27 protein-coding genes are annotated in these 24,955 nt (G+C 32.7%); 24 read left to right on the top strand and 3 right to left on the bottom strand.

What is annotated here, in order from left to right; genetic code table 11:
* Positions 1-19 precede the first annotated feature (19 nt).
* A complete protein-coding gene (locus tag PF022_RS01895) occupies positions 20-979 on the top strand; it encodes a chemotaxis protein (protein WP_271020798.1) in 960 nt (319 codons plus the stop codon).
* 510 nt (positions 980-1,489) lie between these two features.
* Here PF022_RS01895 and PF022_RS01890 read toward each other — a convergent pair.
* A complete protein-coding gene (locus PF022_RS01890; protein WP_271022623.1) occupies positions 1,490-1,843 on the bottom strand; it encodes a hypothetical protein in 354 nt (117 codons plus the stop codon).
* Positions 1,844-2,062: 219 nt separating this feature from the next.
* Here PF022_RS01890 and napA point away from each other — a divergent pair, with 219 nt between their 5' ends.
* The 22 genes from napA (at position 2,063) to nuoN (ending at position 23,121) form a co-directional block, all read left to right on the top strand.
* Positions 2,063-4,843 carry a nitrate reductase catalytic subunit NapA gene (gene napA / locus PF022_RS01885; protein ID WP_271022680.1) on the top strand — a complete coding sequence of 927 codons (2,781 nt, stop codon included), beginning with the start codon at positions 2,063-2,065 and terminating at the stop codon, positions 4,841-4,843.
* Between the two features lie 5 nt (positions 4,844-4,848).
* Positions 4,849-5,610: a ferredoxin-type protein NapG gene (gene napG / locus PF022_RS01880; RefSeq protein WP_271022621.1), complete on the top strand. Its 762-nt coding sequence runs from the start codon at positions 4,849-4,851 to the stop codon at positions 5,608-5,610.
* Positions 5,611-6,396 (top strand): quinol dehydrogenase ferredoxin subunit NapH, encoded by a 786-nt coding sequence (napH, locus tag PF022_RS01875; RefSeq protein WP_271020802.1) that lies wholly within the window; start codon positions 5,611-5,613, stop codon positions 6,394-6,396. It begins immediately after the preceding gene.
* Positions 6,396-6,908 carry a nitrate reductase cytochrome c-type subunit gene (locus tag PF022_RS01870; RefSeq protein ID WP_271022620.1) on the top strand — a complete coding sequence of 171 codons (513 nt, stop codon included), beginning with the start codon at positions 6,396-6,398 and terminating at the stop codon, positions 6,906-6,908. The genes napH and PF022_RS01870 overlap by 1 nt, the downstream gene beginning before the upstream one ends.
* Positions 6,908-7,426 (top strand): 4Fe-4S dicluster domain-containing protein, encoded by a 519-nt coding sequence (locus PF022_RS01865; protein ID WP_271022618.1) that lies wholly within the window; start codon positions 6,908-6,910, stop codon positions 7,424-7,426. Before PF022_RS01870 ends, PF022_RS01865 begins: the two co-directional genes overlap by 1 nt.
* On the top strand, positions 7,419-8,372 hold the full coding sequence (locus tag PF022_RS01860; RefSeq protein ID WP_271022616.1) for a nitrate reductase: 954 nt from the start codon (positions 7,419-7,421) through the stop codon (positions 8,370-8,372). The genes PF022_RS01865 and PF022_RS01860 overlap by 8 nt, the downstream gene beginning before the upstream one ends.
* The gene (locus PF022_RS01855; protein WP_271020806.1) at positions 8,373-8,831 is read left to right on the top strand and encodes a DUF6194 family protein; all 459 of its coding nucleotides are present in this window, start codon (positions 8,373-8,375) and stop codon (positions 8,829-8,831) included.
* Between the two features lie 30 nt (positions 8,832-8,861).
* Entirely contained in the window at positions 8,862-9,239 is a 378-nt protein-coding gene (locus PF022_RS01850; RefSeq protein ID WP_271020807.1) for a chaperone NapD, read from the top strand.
* A gap of 182 nt (positions 9,240-9,421) precedes the next feature.
* The gene (locus PF022_RS01845) at positions 9,422-9,811 is read left to right on the top strand and encodes an NAD(P)H-quinone oxidoreductase subunit 3 (protein ID WP_271020808.1); all 390 of its coding nucleotides are present in this window, start codon (positions 9,422-9,424) and stop codon (positions 9,809-9,811) included.
* Entirely contained in the window at positions 9,793-10,302 is a 510-nt protein-coding gene (locus tag PF022_RS01840) for a NuoB/complex I 20 kDa subunit family protein (protein WP_271020809.1), read from the top strand. The genes PF022_RS01845 and PF022_RS01840 overlap by 19 nt, the downstream gene beginning before the upstream one ends.
* Positions 10,303-10,313: 11 nt before the next feature.
* On the top strand, positions 10,314-11,108 hold the full coding sequence (locus tag PF022_RS01835) for an NADH-quinone oxidoreductase subunit C (protein ID WP_271022614.1): 795 nt from the start codon (positions 10,314-10,316) through the stop codon (positions 11,106-11,108).
* A 1-nt stretch (position 11,109) separates the two neighbouring features.
* Positions 11,110-12,339, top strand: a complete 1,230-nt coding sequence (gene nuoD, locus PF022_RS01830) for an NADH dehydrogenase (quinone) subunit D (protein ID WP_271020811.1) — start codon at positions 11,110-11,112, stop codon at positions 12,337-12,339.
* Positions 12,336-12,566 carry an NADH-ubiquinone oxidoreductase subunit E family protein gene (locus tag PF022_RS01825; protein ID WP_271022612.1) on the top strand — a complete coding sequence of 77 codons (231 nt, stop codon included), beginning with the start codon at positions 12,336-12,338 and terminating at the stop codon, positions 12,564-12,566. Before nuoD ends, PF022_RS01825 begins: the two co-directional genes overlap by 4 nt.
* Positions 12,563-13,300 carry a hypothetical protein gene (locus PF022_RS01820; protein WP_271022611.1) on the top strand — a complete coding sequence of 246 codons (738 nt, stop codon included), beginning with the start codon at positions 12,563-12,565 and terminating at the stop codon, positions 13,298-13,300. Before PF022_RS01825 ends, PF022_RS01820 begins: the two co-directional genes overlap by 4 nt.
* A 3-nt stretch (positions 13,301-13,303) precedes the next feature.
* Complete coding sequence (locus tag PF022_RS01815; protein ID WP_271022608.1) at positions 13,304-15,778, top strand: NADH-quinone oxidoreductase subunit G; 2,475 nt, start codon at positions 13,304-13,306, stop codon at positions 15,776-15,778.
* Positions 15,775-16,770, top strand: coding sequence for an NADH-quinone oxidoreductase subunit NuoH (gene nuoH / locus PF022_RS01810; protein WP_271020815.1), 996 nt, complete (start codon positions 15,775-15,777; stop codon positions 16,768-16,770). The genes PF022_RS01815 and nuoH overlap by 4 nt, the downstream gene beginning before the upstream one ends.
* Positions 16,770-17,399 (top strand): NADH-quinone oxidoreductase subunit NuoI, encoded by a 630-nt coding sequence (nuoI, locus tag PF022_RS01805; RefSeq protein ID WP_271022606.1) that lies wholly within the window; start codon positions 16,770-16,772, stop codon positions 17,397-17,399. The genes nuoH and nuoI overlap by 1 nt, the downstream gene beginning before the upstream one ends.
* Positions 17,392-17,970: an NADH-quinone oxidoreductase subunit J gene (locus PF022_RS01800; RefSeq protein WP_271020817.1), complete on the top strand. Its 579-nt coding sequence runs from the start codon at positions 17,392-17,394 to the stop codon at positions 17,968-17,970. Before nuoI ends, PF022_RS01800 begins: the two co-directional genes overlap by 8 nt.
* Positions 17,967-18,269, top strand: coding sequence for an NADH-quinone oxidoreductase subunit NuoK (nuoK, locus tag PF022_RS01795; RefSeq protein WP_271022605.1), 303 nt, complete (start codon positions 17,967-17,969; stop codon positions 18,267-18,269). Before PF022_RS01800 ends, nuoK begins: the two co-directional genes overlap by 4 nt.
* 2 nt (positions 18,270-18,271) lie before the next feature.
* Entirely contained in the window at positions 18,272-20,104 is a 1,833-nt protein-coding gene (nuoL, locus tag PF022_RS01790) for an NADH-quinone oxidoreductase subunit L (protein ID WP_271022603.1), read from the top strand.
* Positions 20,105-20,114: 10 nt separating this feature from the next.
* The gene (locus tag PF022_RS01785; RefSeq protein WP_271020820.1) at positions 20,115-21,635 is read left to right on the top strand and encodes an NADH-quinone oxidoreductase subunit M; all 1,521 of its coding nucleotides are present in this window, start codon (positions 20,115-20,117) and stop codon (positions 21,633-21,635) included.
* Between the two features lies 1 nt (position 21,636).
* Positions 21,637-23,121 (top strand): NADH-quinone oxidoreductase subunit NuoN, encoded by a 1,485-nt coding sequence (gene nuoN, locus PF022_RS01780; RefSeq protein WP_271022601.1) that lies wholly within the window; start codon positions 21,637-21,639, stop codon positions 23,119-23,121.
* A gap of 12 nt (positions 23,122-23,133) precedes the next feature.
* On the opposite strand, the gene PF022_RS01775 is transcribed toward nuoN, so the two are convergent.
* Positions 23,134-23,688, bottom strand: a complete 555-nt coding sequence (locus PF022_RS01775; RefSeq protein WP_271020822.1) for a hypothetical protein — start codon at positions 23,686-23,688, stop codon at positions 23,134-23,136.
* A 139-nt stretch (positions 23,689-23,827) separates the two neighbouring features.
* Between PF022_RS01775 and PF022_RS01770 the strand changes: the two genes are divergently transcribed.
* Complete coding sequence (locus PF022_RS01770; RefSeq protein ID WP_271020823.1) at positions 23,828-24,424, top strand: hypothetical protein; 597 nt, start codon at positions 23,828-23,830, stop codon at positions 24,422-24,424.
* On the opposite strand, the gene PF022_RS01765 is transcribed toward PF022_RS01770, so the two are convergent.
* Positions 24,410-24,946, bottom strand: coding sequence for a phosphatidylglycerophosphatase A family protein (locus tag PF022_RS01765; RefSeq protein WP_271022600.1), 537 nt, complete (start codon positions 24,944-24,946; stop codon positions 24,410-24,412). The two genes, PF022_RS01770 and PF022_RS01765, sit on opposite strands and share 15 nt — an antisense overlap.
* Between the last annotated feature and the right edge of the window lie 9 nt (positions 24,947-24,955).

The raw sequence follows: 24,955 nt of genomic DNA, 5'->3' as shown, positions 1-24,955 counted from the left end.
CTACTTTAAGGTTTCTATAATGTCGAATTTATCAAATGTTGATCAAATTACCAATTTGCACAGGAACAATGAGTTACAACTTCTGTGTTTTAGATTAGAAAAAGACAAGGATTTATATGCGGTAAATGTCTTTAAGATTCGTGAAGTTGTTAAATATAGGGGAGAGATAACTGTTGTCGCACATGAGGGAAGTTCTTTGGTTGAAGGATTGATAACGATTAGAGAGCTTACAATACCTTTAATAGATTTAAAGAAGTGGTTTTATTATGATTCTGCAAATAAGACAAAAAACTTGGATCCTTATGGTATTGTTAGGGATCCTGGTGATGATGAAGTGGTTATGATATGTGAGTTTTCTAAATGGACAGTGGGGGTTAGAATCTATGAAGCAGATAGAATCTTAAATAAAAAATGGACCGATATTGAGCAGAGTGCTGGTATTGGTAACTCTGGGCTTAATACAAAACTTGTAAGTAGAACGAGATATTTTGATGGGCGTTTGGTGCAAGTAGTTGATATTGAAAAAATGCTAATTGATGTATTCCCATGGATTGAAGATGAGAAAAATGATGAGATGAATAGGATACAGGAGATTGAAACTGATAAGGAAGTGCTATTAGCAGATGATTCTCCAAGTGTTATTAAAACAATGCAACACATATTAACAAAGCTTGGGCTTGTATATCATACATTTACTAATGGACAGCAGTTGCTTGATTATGCCTTTGATGAGAATACTGATATATCTAAGATAGGTATTATAATTACAGACTTAGAAATGCCAGAGGCAAGTGGATTTGAGGTTATTAAGCAAATTAAAGCAAATCCAAAAACAGCCCACTTGCCAATCGTCGTAAATTCATCTATGAGTGGTAGTAGCAATGAAGATATGGCAAGATCACTAAATGCAAACGAGTTTATCTCAAAATCAAACCCTATAGAGGTAGAAGAAGCTTTAAGAAAATTTATGATTAAGTAGCTTTTGCTACTTAACAAACAAAATTCAAAATCACATTACTATCAATACCAATTTAATACTTTTTATAATTTTTTTGGCTTTTTGTTTATGTTGCTTTATGTATCTAATTTTATAGTAAAGATGGATATAATTTTTTATGATTAAAATCTTTTGATAATTAGTTAAAAATTTTGAATCTTATTGCTAGATTACTAGAGAAAAAGTTTAAGCAGATTATAAAATGTAAATAAGCCATAATGTAAAAGTAGATATAGCTTGTTTTGTAGGATAAAAATAATTGGAAGTGATAATTTGTAGGTTAATTGTAATATGAATATTTTTATAGGACAAATTAGTAAATTCTAATAGAATATAACACTAATTGTAGCAACTACTGACATCATTTTCATTGATGTTTCTGCGCCTAAAATAGTTGTTTTAGGTTTTGTATATCCAGCATCGATACCTATTGTCATAAAAGGAATCATAGGCATGTCAAATTTGGCACCAACATTTAGAGCGTAAGTATTGTCAAAGTCTCCAAATAAATATAGAATAGCTAGCACCAACATAAGGGGTTAATCCAAATGAAGTATTATATCCAACTAATGCTCCAAATTGAATATTTGCATCGCTAAAACTGCTATATTTCATATATTTGATTTGTGGAGCTACTACAAATCTTGAATTAACAGAACCAAGCCATACTCTACCATATCCACCATAGAAGTTCTCACTAGCGCTTTCACTAGCAGAAGCACTACCATAACTTGCTTCAATATCATCCTTTGTTAGGCCAACCATTAAACCAGCTTCAGGCTTCACTTTTAGAGAGCAAACTTCCATAGCCATTGTAGCATGAACAAGCAAAATTAATGATAACATGATTTTTTCATACCAAATCTTCTCCTTATAAATAATTTTGTATGCCCATAAAATATTTTATTTAAATATTGTTGGCGTTGCATTTTACAAAAAAATAAAGTCAAGGATAAAATTTAAAAAACAATTTTGTTTTAACTATATATAAAATTCTGTATATTGCAAAAATGTGTTGTTGTAAATATAATTATGTTTCATTTTTTATAAGGAGGTTTTATGCCAATAAATAGAAGAGATTTTCTAAAAACAGCAGCTGCTGCAAGTGCAGCAAGTGCGGTTGGTATTTCTGTGCCAAGTAGTGCATTGGCACAAGCTAGAGAAGCTGAAAATACATGGAAATGGGATAAATCTGTATGTAGATTCTGTGGAACTGGCTGTGGGATAATGGTTGCTACAAAAGATGAGCAAATAGTAGCAGTAAAAGGTGATCCAGCTGCTCCTGTAAATAGAGGACTAAATTGTATTAAAGGCTATTTTAATGCAAAGATTATGTATGGAGATGATAGATTAACACAACCTCTATTGCGTGTTAATTCTAGTGGAGAGTTTGATAAAAAAGGTAAATTTCAGCCTGTCTCTTGGCAGAGAGCGTTTGATATTATGGCAGAGAAGTTTAAAGAGGCATACAATGAGCTTGGACCAACTGGTATTGGTGTATTTGGCTCAGGTCAATACACGATTCAAGAAGGATATGCAGCGGCTAAACTTATAAAGGGTGGATTTAGAAGTAATAATATAGATCCAAATGCTAGACATTGTATGGCTAGTGCTGTTGTAGGTTTCATGGAGACATTTGGAATTGATGAGCCAGCTGGTTGTTATGATGATATTGAGCTAACAGATACTATTGTTACTTGGGGAGCAAATATGGCAGAAATGCACCCTATACTATGGGCAAGAGTAACTGATAGAAAGCTATCAAATAGCGATAAAGTTAAGGTTATAAATTTAACTCCATATTCAAATAGAACTTCTGATTTAGCAGATATAGAAATTGTTTTTGCTCCTCATACTGATTTGGCTATTTGGAATTTTATTGCAAGAGAGATAGTTTATAACAATGAATCTGCAATTGATTGGAAATTTGTAAAGAATAACTGTATCTTTACTACAGGATATGCAGATATTGGCTATGGTATGAGAACTGATATAAAACATGCTAAATACGATAAAAAAGAACTTGATATAGCAGCTAAAGAGAAATCAAAAGTATTAAGTGAAAATGAGGGTGTAACTCTTCAATATTTAGGATTAAAAGCTGGCGATGTTATGGAAAATAAACATAATGCACAAGCTGGGAATCACTGGGAGATTAGCTTTGATGAGTTTAAAAAAGCACTAGCACCTTATACGCTTGATTTTGTAGCAAAGATCGCTAAGGGTGATAGCAAAGAATCTTTAGAATCTTTTAAAGAAAAATTACAAGCTTTGGCTAATTATTATATTGAGAAAAACAGAAAAGTAGTTAGTTTTTGGACTATGGGTATGAATCAGCATACAAGAGGAACTTGGGTGAATGAGCAAAGCTATATGGTTCATATGCTTCTTGGCAAACAAGCAAAGCCTGGAAGTGGAGCATTCTCTCTAACTGGGCAACCAAGTGCATGTGGAACCGCAAGAGAAGTTGGGACATTTGCACATAGACTTCCTGCTGATATGGTTGTTGGCAACAAAAAGCATAGAGATATAACAGAAAAAATTTGGAAACTACCTAGCGGAACAATAAATCCACAAATTGGTGACCACTTTATGCAAATTATGCGTAACTTAGAAGATGGGAAAATTAAGTGGGCGTGGGTGCAAGTAAATAATCCATGGCAAAATACCGCAAATGCAAACCACTGGATAAGTGCTGCAAGAGATATGGATAACTTTATAGTTGTATCGGATTCTTATCCTGGGATTAGTGCTAAGGTTGCTGATTTAATTTTACCTGCTGCTATGATATATGAAAAGTGGGGTGCGTATGGAAATGCTGAACGAAGAACGCAGCATTGGAAGCAACAAGTATTGCCTCAAGGAAATTCTATGAGTGATATTTGGCATATTTTGGAATTCTCTAAGAGATTTACACTAAAAGAAGTTTGGGGTGAGAAAAAAGTAAATGACAAACTAACATTACCTAGCGTTTTAGACAAGGCTAAAGCTATGGGATATAGCGAAGATTCTACTTTGTTTGAAGTATTGTTTGCAAATAAAGAAGCACTATCATATAGCACAAAAGATGCAATGCTAGATAAAGAGTTAAACTCTGAAGTTTTTGGCGATAAAAGAGCTGTGGTCGGTAGTGATGGTGAGGTGTTTAATGGTTATGGATTCTTTGTTCAGAAATATCTTTGGGAAGAATATAGGAAGTTTGGCGTAGGTCATGGACATGATTTGGCTGACTTTGATACATATCATAGGGTTAGAGGACTAAGATGGCCTGTTGTAGATGGCAAAGAAACTCAATGGAGATTCAACTCCAAATATGATTTCTATGCAAGAAAAGCAAATAATGGAGAATTTGCATTCTATGGTGATTTTGGCAAAGAACTTCCAAGAGGGGATTTAATCTCACCAAAAACAGATAAGAAATATTCTCTAAAAAATAAGGCAAAAATATTCTTCCGCCCTTATATGGATCCACCAGAAATGCCAAATGATGAGTATCCATTCTGGTTAAGCACTGGTAGGGTGTTGGAGCATTGGCATAGTGGAACTATGACTATGAGAGTGCCTGAACTTTATCGTGCTGTGCCTGAAGCATTGTGCTATATGAATCCAGAAGATGCAAACAAGCTTGGCGTAAAGCAAAATGATGCAGTATGGGTTGAATCAAGAAGAGGTAAAGTTAAAGCTAGAGTTGATACTAGAGGTAGAAATAGACCACCTTTGGGGCTTGTTTATGTGCCTTGGTTTGATGAGAAAGTATATATAAATAAGGTTTGTTTAGATGCTACTTGTCCTATTTCTAAGCAGACAGATTTCAAAAAGTGTGCGGTAAAAATATATAAGGCATAGTTAATATGGATAATCAAAGAAGGAATTTCTTGCTTACAAGCTCAAAAGCAATGGCTTTAGCTAGTGTGGGTGGTATTATTTGGGGCGCGTTTTTAACAGGCACAAGAGCGAATGAGTTTATTTTGCGACCACCTGCTGCACTAGATGAAGATGAGTTTTTGAGGTATTGCATTAGATGTGGTCTTTGCGTTGAAGCTTGTCCATTTGATACGCTAAAGTTGGCTAGTGCTGGTAGCAAAATTCCTGTTGGAACGCCTTATTTTATACCTAGGGATATTCCATGTGAGATGTGTAGCGATATACCTTGTGTGCCTATATGTCCGACAAATGCTTTGGATAAGAATTTGGTTTTGAGTGGAGATTCTTTGGATATTAACAAAGCAAGAATGGGTGTTGCAATAGTTGATAATCAAAATTGTGTAGCTTATTGGGGAATCCAATGTGATGCATGTTATAGAGCATGTCCATTAATTGGTGAGGCAATAAAGCTAGAATATAAAAGAAATGACAGAACAGGGAAGCATTCATATTTGCTGCCTGTTGTTGATAGTGAAGTATGCACTGGCTGTGGTAAGTGTGAGAAGGCATGTATTACCAAAAAAGCAGCAATTATTGTTATGCCTAGAGATATGGTGCTAGGAGAAGTTGGGACGAATTATATTAAAGGCTGGGATAGTGGCGATGAAGCAAGACTAAAAGATGCAAAGACTAAGAATCTAAAAGAAAATACAAAAGGTGTAGAGAGTTATCTAAATGGGGAGTTTTAGATGAGAAAATATAGATTTTTAATTTTACGAAGATTCATTCAGTGCTTGATTTTATCTTTATATATGCTTGGTAGCTATTATGGGGTTAAGATTTTGCAAGGTAATTTAAGTGGGTCTTTGTTGTTTGAGACTATACCCCTTAGTGATCCTTTTGCGCTTTTGCAATTATTCTTTAGCGGTGCTATAGTTGGCTTAAATTCACTTCTAGGTGGTCTTATTATAATTTTGTTTTATGGAATCTTTTTTGGCAGAGCATTTTGTTCTTTTGTGTGTCCTATGAATCTAATTAGCGATCTTGCGTCTTTTGTTAGAAAAACTCTAAAAATTCGTGGTTCTCTTTTTGTGATTAGCAGAAATACTAGGTATGTTGTTTTTGGTTTATCATTAGTGCTGTCATTTATATTTGGTATCCCAGCTTTTGAGAATATTAGTCCAATTACTCATATTCACAGAGGTCTAGTCTTTGGTATTGGATTTGGTGGCTTTATAGTTTTGTCTGTATTTTTGTTTGATATAGCTATAAAGCATGGTTTTTGTGGACATGTTTGTCCTCTTGGGGCTTTTTATTCTCTTGTTTCTAAATTTTCTATTTTAAGGGTTAAGTATGATTTAGAATCTTGTACAAAATGTATGGAATGCAAAAATATATGTCCTGAAAATCAAGTTCTAGACTTAATTACTCATCATAGCGGAAGAGTAACTAGTGGAGAGTGCATATTATGTGGTAGGTGTATAGAGGTTTGCGGTGATAACGCTTTGGAATTTAGTATTATAAAGGAGAAGTAATGAAAGTTATGAAAATTAGTATTTTTTTATCTATGCTTATCTTTGTTGGTTGTAGTGTAGGTGGTGTTAGTGATAATGATATTGGTTTGCGAAAAAGCTCACTTTTTAGTGAAGATTCTGCAATTAAAGCCTATGATTATAATCTTAAAGTAGCAGGAGAATCTACTCTAATTGATAGAGCATTTGAAAATGCACCACCTATGATTCCACATAATTTAGATGATATGTTACCTATAACAAAGGAGAACAATTCTTGCACATCATGTCATTTGCCAGATATTGCAGAGGCTGTAAATGCTACTCCTATGCCAAAATCACATTTTTATAGCTTTAGAGAAAATGTAGATTTAAATGGTGCTATGGACGAGAGTAGATTTAATTGTGTTGCTTGTCATGCAACTCAAGTTAATGCACAACCTTTAGTTGGTAATAAATTTATGCCTAATTTTAGAGAAGCTGATTCAAATAAAAAATCTAATTTATTAGATGTGCTAAATGAAGGCGTTAATTAGTGGCTAGTAGGAGAGAATTCTTAAGAGGAATCTTTAAAGGAAGTAAAGAGGGGCAGAGTTTTGTCCCATTACCTCCTTATAATCAAGATAGAGAATTGTTTTCTAGTTGTAATTCATGTCAAGGTGAGTGTATTAGTGCTTGTGCTCTAGAACTTCAGAGTGTTGGTGGTATTGGAGTATTAAAGCATAACGGAAAGATTCCATACATTGACTTTGGTATTAATGGTTGTTTGTTGTGTGGTAAGTGTGCTAGTGCTTGTCCTAGTGGTGTTTTGCTTGAAGATTGTGAAGCCAACTTTAACTTTATGGTAAAAATAGATGAACTAAATTGTTTGGCATATAATAAAACTATGTGTTATACATGTAAAGATATGTGTGTTAGTCAAATGGGAAATAAAGGTGCAATAGAGTTTTTAGGTATGTTTTATCCTAAAATAAATAATGAGTGTGTATCGTGTGGGTTTTGCATTAGCGTGTGTCCAACTAATGCGATAGTATTGGAGGAAATACATGCTTAGAATCTTTATGTATGTTATGTTAGCTTGTGTATCTTTATTGGCGATAGAACCTTATAAAAAGGTTAGTTTAGATAACAATTTAGTAAGCTCAAATGTTGTGAAGAATAAGCTACTTGTTGGTAGTGATTTTGGCGAAGTAATAGAGATTTTCTTTGATGATGAATTTTTTAAAATAGAATCAAAAAGATTAATGCAACTCCCTAAGGTAAAGACTTATTTTGGCGATTCTTATCCTAGAGTATTTTTTGTAGATGTATTTTATGATTCCATGCTTGTCTTAAGCGAGGGAGATTATGGTGGGAAGAATCTTCTTATCATTAAAGATGGTGCGATAGAAAATATCCTAAAAAACCACGAAGCTTTGAATATAAAAAAGGCTGCTTTTGTTAATAAAGATTCAATCTTTATTGCATTAGCTAGTAATGAAATTATGCTCTATAGTCTAAAAGATGATGAGTTTAAATATAAAAAGCAAATATCAAGTGCTAGTTTTTCTGACTTTTCTTTAAACGAAAATAAAGACAAATATGTATTGTCTTGTGAATCTGGTATTGTGTATTATGGAGATGTAAAAAATGGAGAGATAATAACTACCTTTGAAGGTGCAAATAAGGATAATGTATATAGGGCATTAATATCTGATAATGAGATTATAATTACCGCAGGGCAAGATAGAAAAGCTGGAATCTACAAAGGTAGAGAGTATGATTTTATACAAACTGATTTTTTGGTATATAGTGTAGGCATTAGCAAAAATGGAAAATATGGCGCATATATGAAAAACGAATCAAGTGATATAGCTGTGTTTTCTTTTTTGGATAAAAAGGAGATTGCGGTATTACAAGGACATACTAATGTATTAAACTCTATCTTTTTTGTTAGCGATAATAAAATTATTAGCACAGAAGATGGAAAAGATATTTTATTTTGGAAACTTGATAAATAAATGCAGATAGAAGAAATAATTAACATATTGCAAGATAAATATAGTGGCATTGTTTTAAGAGAAATTTATGGAGAAAAAGCTTTGTTTTATAATCCACACAATTATTTTAAAAATGGTGTCTATTTTTGCACTATTAAAGAAACTGATGGTCCAAATGACAATATATCTAAATTAAATAGAGAAGGTATATATAGGTTAAGTTGTAGTATAGATTATATTTGTTACGAACGATTATTTGGCAAAAAGCCATCTAGACCTAAGAGAGGAGAATATGTAAAAATTGGTTGTGATATAAAGTTTGAATGTTTAAATATAATCATGCCTCATCCTATATATGCTTATTTGTATTGGATATGTATAAACTCTCCAAACAAAGAGAAGTTTTATGAATTTTTAGAATTTATTGATATTAGTTATAATAAGGCAAAGAGCAAATATGATAAGAAATTTCGTATATAAACATAGTTTCAATAATAACAAGGAATTAATATGTCTAGTGATAATTTTAGTGTTTCAAGTGTTGTTGTAATGTGCATGGCTAGTGATGTTGATAGACTATGTGAAGAGTTAAATAATATAGAAAGCGTAGAGTGGCATTACAAAGATGATAATGGAAAGATAGTAATAACAATGGAGTCTTCTAGCATAGATGAAGAAATAAAAATACTAAAACAAGTAGAAAGCCTAAAAGGCGTAATATCTGCACAGATGATGTATTCATATAGTGAGCAAGAATTACAAAAAATGCGAGAAAATATAGATATTGGTGAGATTCCAGAGATATTACAAAATGATAAATTAAAAGCAGAGGATATTGTGTATTATGGAGATGTATCAAACAATATAGATAATATTTTAAAAAAATAATATTTCTATATAAATTTGATACAAAAAGTAATAGTAAATTTAACTTTTTTACTTTAATGAAATTAGAAAATGTCTAAAAATAAAGGCTTTTATCTCTAAAGCAAAAAACTTCTTTATAATTTTTAAGAAAAGTTTGATAAGATTAAGTAATAATTTTTATCAAAGCTTGTTAAGGAGATATCATGTCTCATATGGATGTCGCTCACCCATATTTTGGAATCTTTGCAATTTTTATATTCACATTTGTTGCTTTTTTGGCAACTACATTTCTTTCTAGGTTTGTTGGAAAAAGTTTAGCAAACAAAAACACTCAAAAGTTAAAACTAGCTCCGTATGAATGCGGTCTAGCTCCGACAAAACAACCAAATAGAATCTCATCACAATTTTATTTAATGGCTTTGCTGTTTATATTATTTGATGTAGAAGTTATTTTTATGTTTCCGTGGGCTGTTGATTTTAAGATTCTTGGTATGTTTGGTTTTATTGAGATGATTTTGTTTGTTTTCTTATTATTTTTAGGCTTTATATATGCATGGAGAAAAGGGGCGCTACAATGGCAGAGCATGAAGTAAAATATCTAAAAGATTCTGGTCTTCCAATAATGCTTACAAGTGTTGATAAGCTTGTAAATTGGGGCAGAAGTAATTCATTATGGGCTATGACTTATGGTCTTGCATGTTGTGCTATTGAGATGATGGCAACAGGTGCTTCAAGGTATGACTTTGATAGGTTTGGGACTATTTTTAGAGCGAGTCCTAGACAGAGTGATGTTATGATTGTTGCAGGGACGGTTACTAAAAAACATGCACAATTTGTAAGGCGACTATATGATCAAATGCCAGAGCCAAAATGGGTCATATCAATGGGTAGTTGTGCAAATACTGGTGGTATGTTTAATACTTATGCAACGGTTCAAGGTGTAGATAGGATTATTCCAGTTGATATTTATCTTCCGGGGTGTTCTCCTAGACCAGAGACTTTGCAGTATGCTTTAATGGTGTTGCAACAAAAAATAAGAAAACAAAAATCATCGCGTAAGATAGAACCAAAACGACTTATCTAGGGAGGATATAAGTGAGAGAATATAAACCAAAGGTAAATGCACAAAAAGAGGTATATTACAAAGATAGATTCTATGTTTCTCCTAGAGTGCCTAGATATGAAGTTAGCAACGAAATTGACTTGCAAGTTATTAGGGATTTAGAAGGATTTGTGCGTGAATCTTATATTGAGCGTGATACTTGTGTTGTGTGGATTGGCAAGGATAATATAGTTGAAGCATTAAAAATAATAAAAGCAAATGGCTATGAAACATTAAGCGAGATGAGTGCTATTGATTATTTAGAGAGAGATGGTGGATTTGAGATTTTTTATCAGTTGCTATCTTTTACACATAAAAGAAGACTAAGAGTTAAGACATTTTTGAAAGAAAATGAAGAAATAGAATCAGTTAGCTCCATTTTTAGCAGTGCTAATTGGAGTGAGAGGGAAATGTATGATATGTTTGGAATCATGCCTTTGCACCATCCATATCCAAAGAGGATTTTGATGCCTGATGATTGGGTTGGACATCCATTGTTAAAAAGCTATCCTCTGCAAGGCGATGAGAGTGCTAGATGGTATGAGGTTGATACTATTTTTGGCAGAGAATATAGAGAGGTTGTAGGTGAAGAACAAAGAGATTCTGCAAGGGTAGATAGATATGATAGCACTCGTTTTTCAAGGCTTGGTTATGAGGTTAAATATGGCGAAGTGATAGATAAAGATAATGAAGTAAAAAAACCAATTATGTATCAAGAAGAAGATGGCGTGTTGTTTGTAACAAAGCTAACAATAAATAATCAAAAGCAATTAGACAAGAGGAAATAAAATGCAACAACCAAACAAATTAATGCCGTTTTATGAAAATATTGCTTTTGATAGGATTAGCGATAATGCTATGGTGCTAAACTTTGGACCGCAACACCCAAGTGCTCATGGTCAATTAAGACTTATTTTAGAGCTAGAAGGCGAGAAGGTAATTAAAGCTACTCCAGATGTTGGATACTTGCATCGTGGTATGGAAAAAATGGCTGAAAATATGATTTATAATGAGTTTTTGCCAACAACAGATAGAATGGATTATATTGCTGCTAGTTCAAATAATTATGCCTTTGCTTTAAGTGTTGAGAGATTGCTTGGGGTTGAAGTTCCAAGAAGGGCTAAGGTTATAAGAACTATGCTTTTGGAATTAAATAGAATCATTTCTCATTTATTTTGGCTTGCTACACACGCACTTGATGTTGGTGCTATGAGTATTTTTCTTTATTGTTTTAGAGAAAGAGAATTTGCTATTGACTTAATAGAAGACTATTGTGGTGCTAGACTTACGCATTCTAGTGTTAGAATAGGTGGTGTGCCACTTGACTTACCTCCTAGTTGGTGTGATAAATTAAAGGCATTTTTAGATGAATTACCAAGTAGGATTGAGCTATATGAGGGAATATTGAGTGAAAATCGTATATGGAGAATGCGTTTAGAAAATGTAGGGATTGTAACTCCGCAAATGGCTAAAAGTTGGGGTCTAAGCGGTGTTATGCTAAGAGGTAGTGGTATAGAATGGGATATAAGAAAAGAAGAGCCATATGAATTATATGATGAGCTAGAATTTGATGTGCCAATTAGTGCTAGTAATGATAGCTATGGGAGATATTTATTGTATATGGAGGAGATGAGACAGAGCATTAGAATCTTATATCAACTAATAGAAAAATATAAAGATACAGATAGTCTTTTGATGTGTGAGGATACTAGGTATTTTTCAGCGCCAAAAGAGCAAATAATGACTCAAAATTATTCTTTGATGCAACATTTTGTGCTTGTAACTCAAGGTATGCGTCCGCCTATAGGAGAGATATATGTCCCAACGGAATCTCCAAAAGGTGAGCTTGGATTTTTTATCAAATCAGAAGGTGAGCCATATCCATATAGACTAAAAATGAGAACACCAAGCTTCTTTCATACTGGAGTTTTGCAGGATTTATTGCCTGGTCATTATTTAGCAGATGTTGTAACTATTATTGGTAATACAAATATAGTTTTTGGGGAAATAGATAGATGAAGCGAATTGATTTGAGACATGTAAAAAATGATTTTGAAGGTAGATTAAAAGATGCCATTAACAATGACTTAGATATTGGAGAGGTTGGAATCTTTTTGTTTGAAGTTATTGATTTTTCTAAGGTTCAAAGTAGTGCAGATGTAGTTGAGAGTTGTGGTGCTATGCTTATGAATTCTTTGAGATTCAACGAAGTTGATTGGACAATAGTTGTAAAGAGGCTGAAATGATTAAAGAATCACTAGAAATTTCAAATTATGATAATTTGATTTTATTTGGCGGATTTATAGATGATTTTTATAATAGATTCCCAAATATAAAGTCTTTTGATAAGAATATTTTTCTAATAAGCCCTATAAATTTTGACTATCACCCAAATATAACTCATTTTTCTTATGAGGTTTTATATGATGAGTATGTTGCTTGTTTATTGGCTTATTTCTTAAGTCCTACATTTAAGACTAAGTATGCAAGTTTGGATATAGGCTATCTGTCTTCTGAATCAAATCTATCTGAAGAGGAGTTAGAGCAAATATCACTAAGCACTAATGGTAAAAAGAGCTTAATTATACTTGGAGGCGATATTTATAAAAGCAATGTTGCAGATAATATTATTAGGGCATTTAATTTTATTTTGAGTGAAGAGAATTTTGATGTTGCTTTTTTGGATTCTAAAAAAGCAAATAATAATGAGCAAACAATCGATGAAATAACAGAAATACAAGATGACATTAATGGGTTGGTAGCTTATATAAGATATGATGATGAAATGAGGCTTGAAGGCTCAAATCAGTTTGCTTTGGTTGGTAAGGTAACTAATGGAGATATGATTTCTTTAAATATGGATACTAAAGAATTGAAGGTTAAATTCGTGCTAAATCCTAAGTTAAGAGGATTAATAGGTATGTTATTTTCTGATATTAAGTTTGAATCTTGCTATTACAAAACAACTATAAAAAGGTAGCAAATGGAGAAGATAAAAGTAATAATCGATGGTTGCGAAGTATTGTGCGATGATGGTGAGAGTATATTAAATGTAGCTAGGGCAAATAATATTTTTATCCCTGCTATTTGCTATCTCTCCTGTTGCTCTCCAACTCTAGCATGTAAGATGTGTATGGTAGAAGCAGATGGCAAGAGAGTATATGCTTGTAATGCAAAAGTCAAAGATGGTATGAATGTTGTTGTCCATACAGAGGAGATAGAGTTAGAAAGAAAAGCCATAATGCAAGCCTATGATGTAAATCACCCTTTGCAATGTGGTGTATGTGATAAAAGTGGTGAGTGTGAATTACAAAATTACACGCATTATGTTGGCGTAAATACGCAAGAATATGCACTAAAAGATGATTATAAGGAATTTAACTCATGGGGTGCAACTGTATATGACCCAAATTTGTGCATAGTGTGTGAGAGATGCGTTACTGTGTGTAAAGATAAAATAGGAAAATCATATATAAAAACAATTAAGAGAGATGGAGATATGCCATCAAAAGAATATAAAGATACTATGCCAAAAGATGCCTTTGGCGTATGGACTAAGTTCAAAAAATCCCTAATAGGTCCTAGTGGGTTAGGTGATTGTGGAGATTGTGGGGAGTGCTCTAGCGTGTGTCCTGTTGGTGCTTTAAGCATTGCTCACTTCCAATATACTTCAAATGCGTGGGAATTGAAAAAAATTCCTAGTAGTTGCACACATTGTGCTAATGGCTGTGCTATCACTTATGAGGTAAAGCAAAGTAAAATAGGCGGTAAAGAAAAGAAGGTATATAGGGTAAGCAGTGATTGGAATTTTTCTACACTATGTCCAGCTGGCAGATTAGCATTTGAGACTAATAATCAAAATGTGCAAAAAAATGTAGTTGCCTTTAATGCGACAATAGCTGCCTTTAAAGAAGCACAAAGCATCAGATTCTTAGGAAACATAAGCAATGAAGAGGCAATGATACTTCAAAGCCTAAAAGAAAAGCATGGGTATAAGTTAGTATGTGATGAAGTGTGGGATTTTAAAGAATTTATACATAATTTTAGTTTGGTGTGCGGTAACTTTGGTAGTGCAACAGAGGAGGATATAGTTTCTAGCTCTTTTGTAATGTGCTTTGGCGGGGCTATGAGCTATGATATGCCAGTGATTACGCATAGTATAAATAATGCACTAAAGCAAAATAAAGGTGCTATGTTGGCTTATTTTCATACTATGAGTGATTGTGTTGCTAATTCTTTTGTAAAGGCTACGAATCTAATAGAGGGCATCTATAAGCCTCAAAGTGAAGAGGCATTTGTATTGCTTTTGGCAAGTGTGCTAATACCGCAAGATAAATGGATAGATTCTCTAAAAGCAGAAATAGCAAAATATGAAATCACAATAAAAAAAGAGACAGAAAAAGAAGTTGTAAATAAAATAAAAGTTCCTATATTAGACGAGAATGGTAAGGAAGTGCTAGATGAAAGTGGGGAAGTCAAATTTGAAGAAAAAGATGAAGTTGTAAAACACAAAGAAATTATAGATGTAAAATCAAGTAAGTTATTAGAGTATTGTTCAGATAGTATGTTAGAGGCTTTTGAAGTATTAAAGGTTTCTATGCAAAAGGCAAAAAATCCTGTGCTTGTTGTTGGGTTTGATGTATATGGCACTAAAAACTCAAGCAATATAGCCAAGATTCTTGGATTGATTGAAGAGTATTCTGAAGTTAAAATTATGTTACTTCCGCCTACTACAAATGCTATTGGAATCTCTTTACTATGTAGTTTGGATAGAACTAGTGAAGGTTATAGCATAGGCTATAACACTACAGGTAGCTACACAATAGGGACACATTCTGCTAATTTACTTATGCCTTATTTGAATGAGCAGGAAGGGACTTTTGTGAATGTGAATAAACGGGTTGTGCCTTTTAGTCCTGCTACCCCTTATTATGGTTACGAGTTAAATGATATAGCTAAAATGCTTGGGACAAATTTGGAGCATACTATTGATTATACGCAGATATTGCCTACATATAAAGGCTTTAAAGAAATTATGTATGATGATTTGAAGTATGGATTTTTAAATAATGGTAAAGAGATTCGCGGATATTTATTAGAACTTTGTATATCTAAAAGTGATATAGAAATTGATAGTGTTACTTTAGAACCATTAGAAGAATTTAATTTGTATGTTAGAAATCCTGTTGCTCATTTTTCAAAACAAACACTTAGGTCATCTCTAATAAAATCAAAAAATGGACTTCAATTATCTGCAACTTTAGCCACCAAACTAAACTTAGCTCAAGATGATAGGGTTGTTGTTTCTTTTATGGATTCTAGTAGTATAGAGACAAAGGTAATAATAGATAATGGTATGGAAGGAGAGTATGTAGCACTTGGTAATTGTGAGTTTGATATGTATAGCATAATTGGTAATTTCAGATATGCTAAAGTTGATATAAAGGTTGCAAAATGACACTTTATGTAATTGAAACGCTTATTAAAATATTATTAGTTGTGCTTGTTTTTTCTGCATTGGCTGGATTTGCTACTTATGTTGAGAGGCGAATCTTGGCTAAATTTCAACGAAGAATTGGACCGAATTTAGTAGGTCCATTTGGAGTATTGCAGATTCTAGCTGATGGTATTAAACTATTTACAAAAGAAGATATTGTTCCAAGCGGTGCTAATGAGATTATATTTAGAATTGCGCCTGTAATTACTGCTGCTACTGCATTTATAGCTATGGCACCTATACCATTTTTCCCCGAGTTTGAAGCATTTGGCATGGTGATAAGACCTATCATTTCTGATATTAATGTTGGAATCTTGTTTGTGCTTGGGGTTGGTGCTGCTGGTATTTATGGACCTCTTTTAGCTGGGATTAGTGCAAATAGTAAGTATTCAATTTTAGGTGCTGCAAGGGCTGCTGTGCAATTGCTTAGTTTTGAAGTAGTATCTGGGTTGTCTCTCTTAGCACCAATTATTCTTGTTGGCTCTCTATCGTTAATTGATATTAATAATTATCAATCAGGTGGTATAGCTAGCTGGCTTATTTTTTCGCAACCTATAGCATTTTTATTATTTTTGTTTGCTGGTTATGCAGAGTTAAATAGAACTCCATTTGACTTATTGGAGCATGAAGCTGAAGTTGTGGCTGGATTTGCTACTGAATACTCTGGTATGAGATGGGGTATGTTTTTTATAGGTGAATATGCAAGTATGATTTCATTGTCATTTTTGGTATCAATTTTATTTTTGGGTGGATTTAATCCGTTGGGATTTATACCGGGTGGAATCGCTATTGTTTTAAAGGTTATGTTTTTTATATTTTTGTTTATGTGGGCTAGGGCTGCATATCCTCATGTAAGACCAGATCAGCTAATGGGACTTTGTTGGAGAGTTTTATTCCCATTGGCGTTATTAAATGTTCTAGTTACTGGTTTTGTAAATTTAGGAGGTAATTAATGGCGTATATAAAAATTGTTGATGAAACTACTCCTAAAAGCAATGCTCAAAAGTTTGTTCAATTTTGGAATCGTGCTTTAAGTGGAGAAATGTTTGTTGGATTGTGGCTTGTTTTTAAGGAGTTTTGTAGCTCTAAGATTCATACTGTGCAATATCCATTAGAAAAATTGCCATTAAGTCCTAGATATAGAGCTGTGCATGAGTTAAAAAGATTGCTTGATAGTGGTAATGAGAGGTGTATTGGTTGTGGGCTGTGTGAAAAAATATGCGTAGCCAACTGCATAAGAATGGAAACTAGATATGGAGAAGATAAACGAAAGAATGTAACGGAATATACAATTAATTTTGGAAGATGTATTTATTGTGGATTATGTGCTGAAGTATGTCCTGAACTTGCTATTGTCCATGGCAATAGGTATGAAAATGCAAGTGAGCAGAGGGCTTCTTTTTCTTTAAAGCAAGACATGTTGACTCCTATTGACAAGGTATTAAGCGGTAATGATTGTGAATATGAAGGTGTTGGTAGCGTTAGCTATGATGCGGATTTGAAAATAAAGCAAACCCCTCTTATGTATTTAACCAAAGAAGAAAGTAAAGCTGATGAAAGTGGGGTAAAACAAGATGTTTGAGGCAATAGCATTTTATACTTTTTGTGGTTTAAGTTTGGCTATGTTTTTAATTGTTGTAACTACAAATAATATCTTATATGCATTAAGCTCACTAGCGGCAGGAATGATATTTGTATCTGCATTTTTCTTTTTGCTTGGGGCTGAATTTTTAGGTGTTATACAGATAGTTGTTTATACTGGTGCTGTAATTGCGTTGTATGCATTTGCTATGATGTTTTTTGATACTCAAAACCTACAAAATGAGAAGGTTGAAAATTCAAAAATATTATTTTTGCTAAGTGGTATTGGTGCTATTTTGTTGGTTGTAATTTTAGTTGCACCTATTATAAGCGAAAACTTACTTCAAATGCAACCTCAATTACCACCAAAAGATGGAGTTGGTAATGTGCAAATGATAGGTTATGTTTTATTTACAAAATTCTTAATACCTTTTGAGATTGCTGCAATAATGCTACTTGTAGCGATGATTGCTGGAATTATTTTGGCAAGTAATGGCATGAAATATTCTCTAACTCTTGGTGAAAAAGAAATGAATATCAATGAAAACTCCAACACAAAGGAAGCAAAATGATAACTTTAAATCATTATTTGATTTTGTCTGCACTTATGTTTGTAATAGGTGTTTTTGGTATTTTGAAGCGTAAAAATTTGTTGATGTTATTTTTTTCTACCGAGATTGTCCTTAGTGCTGCAAGTATTGGGTTTGCTGCTGTTGGATATTATTTAAATGATTTGCAAGGACAAATTTTTGCATTTTTTATCATTGCTATTGCAGCTAGTGAGGTTGCTTTGGGTATTGGGCTTTTAATATTGTGGTATAAAAAATATCATTCGTTAGATTTGGATAAATTACAAACAATGAAAGGCTGATGATGGAACTTATATTTTATACTGCATTTTTTGCTCCATTAATTGGATCTGTTTTTGGAATTCCATTTTCTTCTAAGAGCAAGTTTGTGAGTGTTGGAATCTTTGCTTCATTGATGGTTGGTATTTCATTATTTGCTTCTACTTTACTTCTTGTTTATACTTATCAGGGCGGAATCTTGTCCATCGAGCTTATGGATTGGATTGTTGTTGGCAGTTTGTGTATACCTTTTGGATTCTTGGTTGATCCTGTTAGTGCTACTATGGCATTTGTTGTTACTTTGGTATCTTTTTGTGTGCATGTGTATGCAATTGGTTATATGAGCCATGATGAGAGCTTTAATAGGTTTTTTGTATATTTGAGTGCATTTGTGTTTTCTATGCTTATTTTGGTTTTAAGCGATAATTTTGCTGGATTATTTATAGGCTGGGAAGGTGTTGGATTATGCTCTTGGATGTTAATAGGATTTTGGTATCATAAAGATTCCGCGTCTTTTGCTGCTAATGAAGCATTTATTATGAATAGAATTGCTGATTTAGGAATGCTTCTTGGAATCTTTTTGATATATTGGGTGTTTGGTAGCTTGAAGTATGAATTTGTGTTTAGCTATGTTTTTGAAGCACCAAAAGAATTATTAGTTGCAATTGGTATTTTATTATTTATTGGTGCTATGGGTAAGAGTGCTCAATTCCCACTTCATACTTGGCTTGCAGATGCTATGGAGGGGCCTACGCCGGTATCAGCATTAATCCATGCTGCAACAATGGTTACTGCTGGTGTATATTTGGTAATTAGGGCGAATCCAATTTATTCTTTGATACCAGAATTCAGTGTATTTATAGCTTTCTTGGGTGCATTTGTAGCCATATTTGCTGCATGTATGGCACTTGTAAATAAGGATCTAAAAAGAATTATTGCTTATTCTACTCTATCTCAACTTGGATATATGTTTGTGGCTGCTGGACTTGGTGCATACTGGATAGCATTATTTCATTTAGCTACACATGCGTTTTTTAAGTCATTATTATTCTTGGGTGCCGGAAATGTAATGCATGCAATGAATGATAAGCTAGATATTACCAAAATGGGTGCTTTATATAAGCCTCTTAAGATTACTGCTGTTTTAATGATTTTAGCTTCCATTGCTCTTGCTGGTGTGTATCCGTTTGCTGGGTTTTTCTCAAAAGATAAGATATTAGAAGCCGCATTTGGAAGTGGATATTATGTATTATGGGGTGTATTGTTGCTTGGTGCGTTTTTGACTGCATTTTATAGCTTTAGACTTATTATGCTCGTATTCTTTGGTGAGAAGAAACACAATGAACACCCACATGAAGCTTATAATTACATGCTTTATGCAATGATACCTTTAGGATTTTTAGCAGTGTTTGCTGGTTTTAGCGAATCTTATTTTCATCATTTTGTATTGCAAGTTTTACCTGATTTTAGTAGCCATTTGACAATTGCTACCATTTTAAAACTAATCGCACTTACTACATGTGTTGTGCTATGCGGTATTTTATTTGCTGTTTTTAAGTATAAAAATGGAGGATTCTATAAGTCTTTGGAGAATACATTTATTTATAAATTGCTACGCAATGAATATTATGTACCTTTGCTATATGAGAAATTATTTATAAATAACTATATGCGAATCTCTAAGGTTGTTTGGGTTTATATAGAACAAAAAACAATTGATTTTGTAGTTGATTTAATCGCAAATATATTAAATGGTAGTGGAAATAGACTAAGAGTGATTCAAAGTGGCAATTTATCAAAAATGTTACGAGTTATGTTTTTTGGTGTAGTATTGCTATTGCTATTGATTTTTGTGTAGGGGCAACGTCATGGAATTTATTTTAAGCTTGATAATATTTTTTCCTCTTTTAGGGGCTATTTTTGCAATAGGTATAAAGGAGAATCTAAAGACTTATGCTATCGTAATTAGCGGTATCGAGTTAGCACTAACTTGTTTGTTGTGGTTTTTATTTGATACACAAGCTTATGATTATCAATTTATTGCTTCCTTTCCACTAGTGTCTGATTTTGGTATTAATTACATTGTGGGTGTTGATGGAGTATCGTTATTTTTGGTTATCCTCTCTTCGTTTATTGCTTTTGTTGGGTTTATATATTTAAATGAACAAAATGAGACAAAAAAGTTAATTATTTCTTTATTGTGTCTTTTAAGTATAATGATTGGTGTTTTTTGTGCTTTAGATATGATTTTGTTTTATATTTTTTGGGAGTTATCATTAGTGCCTATGCTATATATAATAGGTGCTTGGGGTAGTGGTAGCAGAATCTATGCTGCAGTTAAATTTTTCTTATACACATTTGTTGGTTCTATTATTATGCTTGTTGGAATCTTGTATCTTGCTTATTATTATTTTGTTGAGACTGGCATTTGGAGCTTCTCTCTTATTGATTGGTATAACTCTGTTCCTATTCCATTTGAGATTCAAATATGGTTATTTTTAGCCTTTTTCTGTGGGTTGGCTGTGAAAGTCCCTATGTTTCCATTTCATACTTGGCTACCATATGCACATGGTCAAGCCCCTACGATAGGTTCCATAATACTTGCAGCTGTGCTTTTGAAAATGGGGACTTATGGGTTTGTTAGATTTTCTCTGCCTTTATTTCCTGATGCTAGTGTTTATTTTTTAATACCTATCGCAGTTTTGTCATTGATTATGATTATTTATGGTGCATTAGTTGCATTTATACAAAATGATATAAAACAAGTAATTGCTTATAGCTCTATTTCTCATATGGGTGTTATTATGATTGGTATTTTTTCGCTCAATGTTGAGGGCTTATCGGGTTCTGTGTTTTTTATGCTAAGTCATGGGATTATTAGTGGAGCACTATTTATGCTTGTGGGTATGATTTATGAGAGAAAGCACACAAAACAAATTGATGAATTTGGAGGTATAGCTAAAGTTATGCCTAATTATTCTGCGATTTTTGGGCTTATGATGATGGCTTCTGCTGGATTGCCTCTTACTATGGGGTTTGTTGGAGAGTTTTTGTCTCTTTTAGGATTCTTTGAGGTTGCTCCAATTATGGCTGGTATTGCAGGAATTAGTATTATTGTTGGTGCTATTTATATGCTTAATTTATATAGAAAAGTTTTTTATGGAGAGTTAGATTTTAAAAATGCTAAGCTAAGTGATATAGATGGTAGAGAATGGACTGCTTTATTGCCTCTTGTAATAGTGGTTATATGGCTTGGTGTGTATCCAAAGCCGATTTTAGAACCTATTAATAAGGGTATTGAAAATACATTATCTATAATGCATTATAAATCTGTCAAACAAGAAACGCTAGATTTCTTTGGTATTGAATCAGAGTTGGAAGGAGAATAGTATGCTAGAGAGTTTTAGTATTTCTTTTGAGAGTTTGAATTTTTTTAGCATAGTGCCTATGCTTATTGCAATTATTGGAGCTATTGTTATTCTAATAACAGATATGTGTATCAAAAAAAATAATAAACAAATGTATACAATGCTTACTATTTTATTTTTATTTTTAGATTTTGGTTATTTGATAGCATTTTCTCATCATTGGGAGAGTAGGGCATTTTTTGACCTTATTTTAGTAGATGGAATCTCTCTTGTATCGCAGTTTATAATACTAATAGGTGCTATTTTATTTGTGCCACTAACCCTTAGCTACAATAGATTCCATGAGTTTCAGTATCCTGAATATTATGCTTTGTTTTTATTTATGTGTGCTGGTTTCCAGTTTATGGTTAGTAGCGATCATTTGATGGTTATTTTCTTGGGATTAGAGACTGCATCTTTAGTATTATATACCCTTATAGCTATGCATAATAGGCAGACAGCTTTTGAGGCTGCTATTAAATACTTCACTATGGGTGCATTGTCGGCTGGTTGTTTTGCTTTTGGTGCTATGTTGTTGTATGCCTCTACTGGACATTTGGAGTTATATGGTGTTAAGTCGTATATGGAAGCTAATGATTATCAGACATCTAATATACTTTTGGCAAGCATTGTCTTTTTTATCGCTTCTATTGGCTTTAAGTCATCTATTGTGCCATTTCATACATGGACACCTGATGTATATGAAGGCTCAAATTCGTTTTTGGCTGGATTTATGTCGATAATTCCAAAGATTGCAGCTCTTGTTGTGGCTTTAAGATTCTTTAGTATATTTATGGATATACCTTTTGTGCATAATGTCTTTTATGCATTGGTAGTTATTACAATTACTTTGCCAAATTTAGTTGCATTGATTCAAAAAGATGTAAAGCGAATGTTGGCTTATAGCTCTATTTCTCACGCTGGATTTGCATTTAGTGCTATCCTTATAAACAATCCACAATCTTATAGCGCACTTTTTGCGTATTGGATTTTATTTCTTTTTACTAATTTAGGAATCTTTTCTATGCTATGGATTAGCAGAACTAAAGAGCAAATATGGGATAGCAGATATGATCACTCATATGATAAGTTTTCTGGCTTAATTAAGCTATGTCCTATGGCAGCTATTATTATTGGTCTTTTTATGTTGTCTTTAGCTGGGATTCCACCTTTTTCGATATTTTGGGGCAAAATATATCTAATGAGTGCAGTGATAAATCAAGGCTATATTTATCTAGCATTGATTATGGCTATAAATAGTGCCATTGCTGTTTATTATTATTTGAAACTTATAGTGTATATGTTTTTAAAAGAACCTATATTAAAAGATGGAAGAATCTACTTGCAAAATGCAACTTTACCACTAAAGATAGTGGTTGGCATAGCAACACTATATGTTTCATTGTCAATATTTTTTGTAGATGGATTATTAATTAGCATTTATGAGATAATTAATTCAAGCTTATAACTAGCCAATTGGCTAGTTTGTCTTAAAATTTGTAATAGCTTCGTTTGTTGCAGCATTTATTGCATTTAGAATAGTTTGTCTTACTTCTTGTGGGAGTAGTGTTGCTTCTTTGCCTAGTGTAAAATATTGATTGTTAGAATTTTCTATTGTCGCTTTTCCGCTAAATACTCTAAATTCATTTTGATTGCTAAAAGCCATCTGTAACTCGATTATCCCAGCATTTTGCGAAGTTGATTGTAGCCAGTCTCCTCTATTTGACTTTATGTTTATGCTACCATATACTACTTCTAACAGATACTCTCCATTATGTCCTAAAACATCAGTTGATACAAAACAACCGCTTTGAGATAGAGTGTTTTCTAGCATTGTCTTTATAGCATTTTCATCAATATTTAGCTGATTATACTCACCACTTTTGATACTACCCATTTTGTATGCAACAATTGGTTTATCGCATTGTTTATTTACTTTTATATTTGGTAAAACACTTGGTGGCTTGGAACATGCTACAAACATTGCACCAAGAATCAAAGTCATTAATTTTAATGTGAGATTTTTTGTATTCATTTATAACCCCTTTTGCATAAATGCTCTATTATATTGATAATTCTTTTTAACTTTGATAAAATCATAAATTTTATTAATGGATATTCATTTGGTTGGGGTTTTTTCAAAAAAATTAATTTTATTTCAATTAGTATTATTGTTGTTTACAATTGTTGCGTGTTTGTTTCAATACAATCAAGTTGTTACAACTTCAAAAAAGCAAGATGTATTGACATATTATATAAACATTAGTGGCAAACAGAGGATTCTAGCACAAAGAATCGTGTTTCTATCTCAAGTTATAGCTACAAATCAAGTCTTACATAGAGATAATTTTATTGCATTATCGGAGCTTAGGGATTGTATTATTCAGTTAAATTCAATACATGAAGTTTTACAAAACTTTGTTGTTTCTGTTGTGCTTACAAAAAAGGAAGTCTCAACCTTAAGTGATATTTACTTTGGTAGCGGGAATCTATCTTTAAAAATCCCAGAATTTTTAGAAGAAGCAAACAAGATTTTAATAGCAAATGATACAAACATTATTTTGCAAATAAACCAAAATTTACTATATCTATTAGAGGGAGATAATGGGTTGTTAAATACATTAGAGTTAGCCACACTTAGTAATCAGCTTTATGCACAAAACTATATAAAGCTTACTGCATTTAATAATAAGCTATTTTTGTCTTTTATAGGTATTTTGATTTTAATAGAATTTTTTATTCTGCTTAGAATATTTTTAAAAAAGGATTAATGGGTTAAGCAGATAGCTATCTGTATTGATTGTATATTCTATGATTTTTAGGATTATAAGCCCAAGTAGTCCAGCAAAGAAACCCGCCAATAAATCATCTCCTACAACGCCAAGTCCACCTTTTATATTTTTATCTACTTTGTTTATTATAGATGGTTTCCATATATCAAGGATTCTAAAAAGTATAAATGATAGAAATAATGATATGATGCTTAACCCAAGCATTGAAATTGCAATCCATACTCCTGTTAATTCATCTATTACAATTTCTTTTCTATCATGTGATAATCCATTTTGTTCATAGGAATCTATTATTCTAATTGCAAATACACCTAACAAAAGAGCTAGTAAAAATAATGTGCTAAGCGAATATGAACCAACTAAAAAGCCAAATGGCATAGCTACAAGCGTCCCTATTGTTCCGGGTGCTTTTTTTGATAATCCACTAAAAAAGAGTGTTAGATAACACTTTTTAATAAAGTCATTTTTGTCTTTAAAGTCTAAAAAAAAGTTCTTTTCCATTGTTATTAC

Source organism: Helicobacter sp. WB40, from assembly GCF_027859275.1.
Classification (GTDB): domain Bacteria; phylum Campylobacterota; class Campylobacteria; order Campylobacterales; family Helicobacteraceae; genus Helicobacter_D; species Helicobacter_D ibis.
This window is presented reverse-complemented; position numbering and strand designations above follow the sequence as displayed.

Coding starts and splice junctions, on each gene's coding strand:
- napG (WP_271022621.1), top strand. CDS start 4,849: ATGGATAATCAAAGAAGGAATTTCTTGCTTACAAGCTCAAAAGCAATG.
- PF022_RS01855 (WP_271020806.1), top strand. CDS start 8,373: ATGCAGATAGAAGAAATAATTAACATATTGCAAGATAAATATAGTGGC.
- nuoD (WP_271020811.1), top strand. CDS start 11,110: ATGCAACAACCAAACAAATTAATGCCGTTTTATGAAAATATTGCTTTT.
- PF022_RS01895 (WP_271020798.1), top strand. CDS start 20: ATGTCGAATTTATCAAATGTTGATCAAATTACCAATTTGCACAGGAAC.
- PF022_RS01840 (WP_271020809.1), top strand. CDS start 9,793: ATGGCAGAGCATGAAGTAAAATATCTAAAAGATTCTGGTCTTCCAATA.
- PF022_RS01845 (WP_271020808.1), top strand. CDS start 9,422: ATGTCTCATATGGATGTCGCTCACCCATATTTTGGAATCTTTGCAATT.
- PF022_RS01860 (WP_271022616.1), top strand. CDS start 7,419: ATGCTTAGAATCTTTATGTATGTTATGTTAGCTTGTGTATCTTTATTG.
- PF022_RS01820 (WP_271022611.1), top strand. CDS start 12,563: ATGATTAAAGAATCACTAGAAATTTCAAATTATGATAATTTGATTTTA.
- napH (WP_271020802.1), top strand. CDS start 5,611: ATGAGAAAATATAGATTTTTAATTTTACGAAGATTCATTCAGTGCTTG.
- PF022_RS01800 (WP_271020817.1), top strand. CDS start 17,392: ATGTTTGAGGCAATAGCATTTTATACTTTTTGTGGTTTAAGTTTGGCT.
- nuoN (WP_271022601.1), top strand. CDS start 21,637: ATGCTAGAGAGTTTTAGTATTTCTTTTGAGAGTTTGAATTTTTTTAGC.
- PF022_RS01785 (WP_271020820.1), top strand. CDS start 20,115: ATGGAATTTATTTTAAGCTTGATAATATTTTTTCCTCTTTTAGGGGCT.
- nuoK (WP_271022605.1), top strand. CDS start 17,967: ATGATAACTTTAAATCATTATTTGATTTTGTCTGCACTTATGTTTGTA.
- nuoI (WP_271022606.1), top strand. CDS start 16,770: ATGGCGTATATAAAAATTGTTGATGAAACTACTCCTAAAAGCAATGCT.
- PF022_RS01815 (WP_271022608.1), top strand. CDS start 13,304: ATGGAGAAGATAAAAGTAATAATCGATGGTTGCGAAGTATTGTGCGAT.
- PF022_RS01765 (WP_271022600.1), bottom strand. CDS start 24,946: ATGGAAAAGAACTTTTTTTTAGACTTTAAAGACAAAAATGACTTTATT.
- PF022_RS01825 (WP_271022612.1), top strand. CDS start 12,336: ATGAAGCGAATTGATTTGAGACATGTAAAAAATGATTTTGAAGGTAGA.
- PF022_RS01850 (WP_271020807.1), top strand. CDS start 8,862: ATGTCTAGTGATAATTTTAGTGTTTCAAGTGTTGTTGTAATGTGCATG.
- nuoH (WP_271020815.1), top strand. CDS start 15,775: ATGACACTTTATGTAATTGAAACGCTTATTAAAATATTATTAGTTGTG.
- PF022_RS01890 (WP_271022623.1), bottom strand. CDS start 1,843: ATGTTATCATTAATTTTGCTTGTTCATGCTACAATGGCTATGGAAGTT.
- nuoL (WP_271022603.1), top strand. CDS start 18,272: ATGGAACTTATATTTTATACTGCATTTTTTGCTCCATTAATTGGATCT.
- PF022_RS01775 (WP_271020822.1), bottom strand. CDS start 23,688: ATGAATACAAAAAATCTCACATTAAAATTAATGACTTTGATTCTTGGT.
- PF022_RS01870 (WP_271022620.1), top strand. CDS start 6,396: ATGAAAGTTATGAAAATTAGTATTTTTTTATCTATGCTTATCTTTGTT.